Consider the following 4,958-nt stretch of genomic DNA (forward strand, 5'->3'; position numbering starts at 1 on the left):
CGGGCCTTCGTCGACGGCCGCGAGGTGAGGCCGTCGGGTCAGTCCATCGCCGTCGGGGTCGTTTTCGAAGAGGTAATCATTGGCGCGGCCTGAGAACGTCCGAGGATTGGCGCCCGGCAATGAAGACGGGGAGAGCCGCCGGCTCTCCCCGTTGGGTTCTCAACCGCCCGCTGTTCCCGGGCCGCGGACTCACTTCGATCGCCCGGCCAGCCTTCGCTTGAGGTCCTCCCAAGCGAGAAGGGCTCGCCTGGCCGTCTCCTCGCCGAGTCCTCCGGTCGGGCCATAACGTTCGATCACGTAGGCTCCCGTCAAAGAGGTTAGGTCGGCCACAGCCGCCGACGCTTCTTCGTCCCCCGAGATGCCCCCGGGTTCCGCCCCCCGGCCGAACAATCCCCGGGCCAGCCGGCCGAATTCAGCCGGCGTGGCCGACGAGGGGCGCGGTACCCCCAACGCCGCCAGGCGGACGAGGAAGGCCCGATAGGCCGTCCGGACGGGGGATAGGCCCACGACCCGCCCGAATCGTCCGATCCGCGGCCCGCCTCGGCGCTTTCCCCGAGGCGCCTCCGGGGTCAGGTCCTCGACCCGGTCGCCCAGGGACCGCACCCGGTTGGCCGAAGCCGAGCGGGCGTACCGGTAGATCAGCCAGACCGCCAGCCCAATGACGACGGCCGCCCCGAGGGGTTTCAGCCAGGGCCAGGAACCGGCTCTGACCTCGACCGCCTTGAGCCAATCGGACGCCTGGCCTTGGGCCCAGCCCAGCTCCAGATCACCGCCGTTCTGCCGTCCGGGGGGCACCGCCCGCCGCCGCAACCAGACGACCACCGGCTCGATGGCCAACGCCAGGACGGTCAGCACCGCCACCAGGATCCGGGCGAAGATGCTCCAGACCCAGGACAGGATGACCCGCAGGCCATCGGCCAGGACGCCCAACCCGAGGGCCGCCGGTCCGCGCCAGACGGCCCAGGTCAGGACCAGCAGGGCCGGCAGGCCGATGGCGGCGGCGACGGTCACCACGGCCACCCGCCGTTGCCATGGCCGGTAGGGCAGGGCGTAACTGCGGACCCCGACCTCCAGGGTCGACCCGGAGATGACCGCCGTGGCCGTCAGCCAGCTGGCCACGGCCAGGAAAAGGCCGATGAGAAGGGAGTCGAGCGGCAGGCCGGCCCGCCCGAAGATGACGGCCATGGAGGCGAAGCCGAGGGCGACAAGGACAGTCGCCCGCCGCAGTTCGTGGGCGGACTGGCCGTAGCCGGCGGCGACCATCCCGCGCCAGGCGGCCAGGAGGCAGGCCAGGCCCAGGAGCGGCCCGGACAGGGTCAGGGCGGCAACGGCCAGAACGACGGCCGCGCCGACCAGCCAAGCCGCCATCCGGTCGTCGTCCCGCCGGGCTCGCGGTCCGGTCCGCGGGCCGGTCCGCGGTTCGGTCTCCGACCCGGCGCTCAACCCCCCCGTCAGCCCGGCCAACGCCACGCAGGAGAAGGCCACCGTCCAGGCCGGCCCGGTCGGCCATCCCCCGAGAGCCTGACCCAGTGAAGGTATCCACGCCGGCGCCGCCCCCCACAGGCCCGCCCAGAGGGCGGCTTCAGGCCCGGCCGCCAACACCGCTCTGAGCCATGATCGGCTCAACCGCACCGCCCTCCTTCTGTTCGATCTGGATCCAGGTGGCGCGGAAGCCGCGGGCTCTGGCGTGGTCGAGGGCCCTTCCCAAGCCGGGGGCGTCGCTCCAGCCGACGAACCACAGGTGATGATCGGCCGCCGAGGCCGGCAGTTCCCGCCGGATCAAGTCGTCCAGGGCCGTCGATGGGAAGACGTCCAGCCGGGCCAGCCCTTCCAAGATCAGGGCCGCCTGGGCCGGGGCCGACGAGGGGGCGACTCGCAGAGCCGGACCCCAGTCCCGCGCGTAGGCGTTGGCCAGCACCCCGACCTGCTGGCCGGCCCGCAGCAGTTCGAGGGCCAGTGAGGCGGCCATGGAGATGACCGTTTCGGCGATGTCTCGGTCCGTCCCCAGGTAGGGATGGGCGGCCGTGCTGATATCCACGACGACCCAGGCCCGGTCGGATGGCAGCGGGTGGAGGATCCGCGTGTGCAGCCGCCCCGTCCGGGCCGTCGCCTTCCAATCCAGGTACTTCAGGGGATCACCGGGCACGTATTCCCGCAGACCAAAGAAGTCATAGGGGTCGGCCAGCCCGACCCGCGGCCGCGCCCGTCGGCCCGAGGGCAGGGCCCGGGCCGTGGCCGGCCAGCGGGTGACCGGAATGAGTTGCGGGTAGACGATCAGCGCCTCAGTGCCGCCCGCCGGGCCTTCAACGGTCATCTCTGTCTGCGCCAGGCCCAGGGGATCGCCGCAGACCACCAGGGCCGGCCCGAAGCGATAGACGCCGCGACCGCCGGCCACGGCCGCCGCCGTCCGGCGGACCCGCTGCCACCAACGGAGGGCGAAGAGGTTGCTCACCCGGACCCGCCCGGCCTGATGATGCGAGGTGACCGGCACCCCCTGCAGCTCGAGGCCGGCGGGGAAGTCATCCTCCACGACCAGCCGCGGCAGGGGCAGGCGCTTGCGGTTTTCGACGATGAACTCGACCTCGAATCGCTCGCCCGGGAAGACTCGGGTGGTCGACAAGCGGCGGTGATAGGCCAAGCCCCCCAGGCCGTGGCGCACCCAGACCTCGGAGGCCCCGGCGATGGTCAGGAAAAGCAGGGCGGCCGCGACGACCACCGGGTTCCGCAAGAGCAGACCGAGGATGAAGGCGCCGAGGCCGGGCCACCAGGCGCCAGACGCGTTGGCGCCGGACGGCCTCACGCCGGACCGATCTCCTCGACCGGCACGGGCGTGCCCTCGAGGACTCCGTTCAGAAGCTCGGCCGCCTGTCGGCCGCGGAGCCTGGCTTCGGGGGTCAGGATCAGCCGGTGTTCCATGACCGGCAGCCAAAGGGCCTTCAGGTCATCGGGAAGGACGAAGGACCGGCCGTCGAGGAGGGCCCGGGCCTGAGCCGCCCGGCAGAGCCCGGCGACCGCCCGCGGGCTGGCCCCCAGGGACGCCTCCGGCAGGCGGCGGGTGACCCCGGCCAGGGCCACGGCGTAATCCAGAATGGCCTCGTGGATGAACACCCGCCCGGCCTCGGCCTGCAGGTCGGCCACCTCGGACCGGCCGATGACCGCGGACAAGGCGGCCCAGGGGTCGCCGCTCCCGAAGCGGGTGATGATCAACTTCTCCGCCTCCGGTTCCGGGTATCCCAGGTGGACCGTCACCAGGAACCGGTCCAGCTGGGCTTCGGGGAGGGGGAAGGTGCCCTCGGTCTCGACCGGGTTCTGGGTGGCCAGGACGAAGAAGGGATGCGGCAACCGATGGGTCCGGCCATCCACCGTGACCTGGCCCTCTTGCATCGCCTCGAGCAGGCTGGACTGGGTCCGCGGGGTGGCCCGGTTGATCTCGTCGGCCAGGACCACGTTGGCAACGATGGGTCCGGGTCGGTACTCGAACTCCTGTGACTTCTGATTGTAGTAGCTGACCCCGAAGACGTCCGAGGGGAGGAGGTCGGGGGTGAACTGGATCCGTCGAAACTCGGCGTCGATCGAGCGGGCGAGGGCTTTCGCCAGAGTCGTCTTGCCGACGCCCGGCACGTCGTCGATAAGGGCGTGGCCGCCGGCGACCAGAGCAATGAGGATGAGGTCGACGACCTCCCGCCGTCCGACGAAGACCGAGTCGATGCTCCTCCTCAGCTGAATGAAGGCTTCCCGGGTCTCCACGGGCTTCACCTGCCTGCGCGTTTTGGGGGGCCGAGGGCCCCGCCGTCTATTTCCCCACGCGGCGCGGGCTTCCTTCAGCCCCCCGTCAATTGCGGGCCCGTCAGCCCTTGGGATTCGGTGTCTTGATCACCAGGACCTGGAACTCGCGGCCGGCGTCGGCGGCCAGCCCGTGAGGGATGCCCCGCGGGCTGACGACGAGGTCGGTCTCGCCGACCCTGGCGCTCTCCTCGCCGATGGTCACCGTACCCTCCCCCCTGACCACGTAGAAGAGGACATCGACCGGCGTGACGTGGGCGGCCACCGCCTCCCCGGCCTTCATGATCAAGCTCATCACGTTGACCGCCGGGAGGTCGACGAGCTTGCGGCCGGTGACCCCGCGCGGGGTGACCATCTCGTCAACAGCCTCCATCTTGATGACCTGAATCCCTGCACCCTCCCTTTCCTCGACCTGGTCGATGCCCGCCGGTTCCGGGGTGAAGCAGCAGTACCCGATGTCGTCGGCCCGTCTCTTCAGCTCGGGCCAGGCGTCGGCCGGGATGACCTGCCGGGCCGCCGGGTAGAGGATGGTGTTCTCCTTGAAGATGTGATCCCGGAGGTGGAAGACCAGGTGCGAGGCCAGCTTGGCCAGCCCCTCCTGGAAGGCCGCGAAGTTCGTCTGACCGGCCCCGGCGACCAGGGCGGCCAGGAGGCGCTTGTGGGCCCGCAGGTCCTCGTGCTCCATCCGCATGATTCGCGGCGGCCCGGCCATCCCGCGCTTCTCGAGCTCAGGGAAGAGGACGTCCTCCTCACGGGCGTGGTGTCTCTCGGCGGCCAGGAGTTCCTCGGCGATCTCCTTCAGTTCGGTGTACTCCGGCTTGGCCGGGTCGTAGGTCACTTGCCGCTGCAGGCCGGCGTTCAGGCGCTCGAGGGCGTCCAGGAACCCAAGGATCTCGTCGTGTTCGCGGTACAGGGTGTCCAGGGGGTGTCCGGGCGGCAGCCCCTCGCGAACCTCCTTGAGCTGGTCATGCATCACCTCGAGGTGCAGGGCGCAGACCCCTCTGAGGGCTTGGGGGTCCATCCCCTCCTCGATCAGCCTCTGTTCGGCCAGGGAGACCTCGACCGCATCGGCTTCGGCCAGGAGAGCCCTGGCCTCTTTCCTCGCTCCATTCCGCGGTCCCTCGCGGTTCAACCGGCGGAGGGCCTCGACCAGCCGTTCGGTTTTGTCCATCGCT

4 protein-coding genes are annotated in these 4,958 nt (G+C 70.8%); all 4 read right to left on the bottom strand.

The annotated features are described in order from the left end of the window. Positions 1–189 precede the first annotated feature (189 nt). Positions 190–1,626 carry a DUF4129 domain-containing protein gene (locus VGL40_05840; protein HEY3314792.1) on the bottom strand — a complete coding sequence of 479 codons (1,437 nt, stop codon included), beginning with the start codon at positions 1,624–1,626 and terminating at the stop codon, positions 190–192. Further along, positions 1,583–2,800 carry a DUF58 domain-containing protein gene (locus tag VGL40_05845; GenBank protein HEY3314793.1) on the bottom strand — a complete coding sequence of 406 codons (1,218 nt, stop codon included), beginning with the start codon at positions 2,798–2,800 and terminating at the stop codon, positions 1,583–1,585. Before VGL40_05845 ends, VGL40_05840 begins: the two co-directional genes overlap by 44 nt. After that, a complete protein-coding gene (locus tag VGL40_05850) occupies positions 2,797–3,747 on the bottom strand; it encodes a MoxR family ATPase (GenBank protein ID HEY3314794.1) in 951 nt (316 codons plus the stop codon). Before VGL40_05850 ends, VGL40_05845 begins: the two co-directional genes overlap by 4 nt. Before the next feature lie 100 nt (positions 3,748–3,847). Continuing rightward, the coding region (locus VGL40_05855; protein ID HEY3314795.1) for a DUF438 domain-containing protein at positions 3,848–4,958 on the bottom strand (1,111 nt) is incomplete at its 5' end.

This window comes from Bacillota bacterium, assembly GCA_036504675.1.
GTDB lineage: Bacteria > Bacillota > Sulfobacillia > JAJYWN01 > JAJZPE01 > DASXUT01.